This window comes from Mycobacterium simiae (assembly GCF_008370645.1).
In the GTDB taxonomy this organism is placed as follows: domain Bacteria; phylum Actinomycetota; class Actinomycetes; order Mycobacteriales; family Mycobacteriaceae; genus Mycobacterium; species Mycobacterium simiae_A.
Map to the genome: position 1 here is coordinate 1 of NZ_VTZN01000511.1, position 509 is coordinate 509.

Below are 509 nucleotides of genomic sequence, written 5' to 3' on the forward strand. Positions count from 1 at the left end.
CTGACAGCGATCGCCGATGCCCGGCACATCCCCGCAGAATCCGTGCCCACGCGCGCCCCCCACTCGGCTCAGACTCACAACACCGGCGTGGTGCGCAAGGTCACGGGCGGCCTCCGGCGCCTGCTGGGCCGTTCGCCGGACGCCGACACGCCCGCCACGGCCGGCGGCGGTTGCCCAACCGGGGCATCGACCTGCGGGCAGGTGACGCCGCGCGAGGACAACCGGCGCCAGCGCCGCACCTGGCTGCGGCGGCTGTGGGTGGCCCTGCCGTTGGGACTGCTGGTATCGGGTGTGTCGATGCTGTTCGGCGCGTATCCGTGGGCGGGGTGGGTGTCCCTGGCCGCGACGATACCGGTGCAGTTCGTAGCCGGGTGGCCGTTCCTTGCCGGCGCCGTGCAGCAGGCGCGGGCCGGAACGGCCAACATGGACACCCTCATCACCCTGGGCACGTTGACCGCGTTCTGCTACTCCATCTATGCGTTGTTCGCCGGTGGAGCACTGTTCTTCGA

Annotated in this window: 1 pseudogene; it reads left to right on the forward strand. The window is 71.1% G+C overall.

Annotated features, from left to right (window positions below):
* A pseudogene (locus F0Q45_RS28410) lies at positions 1 to 509 on the forward strand (heavy metal translocating P-type ATPase); the annotation flags it as partial.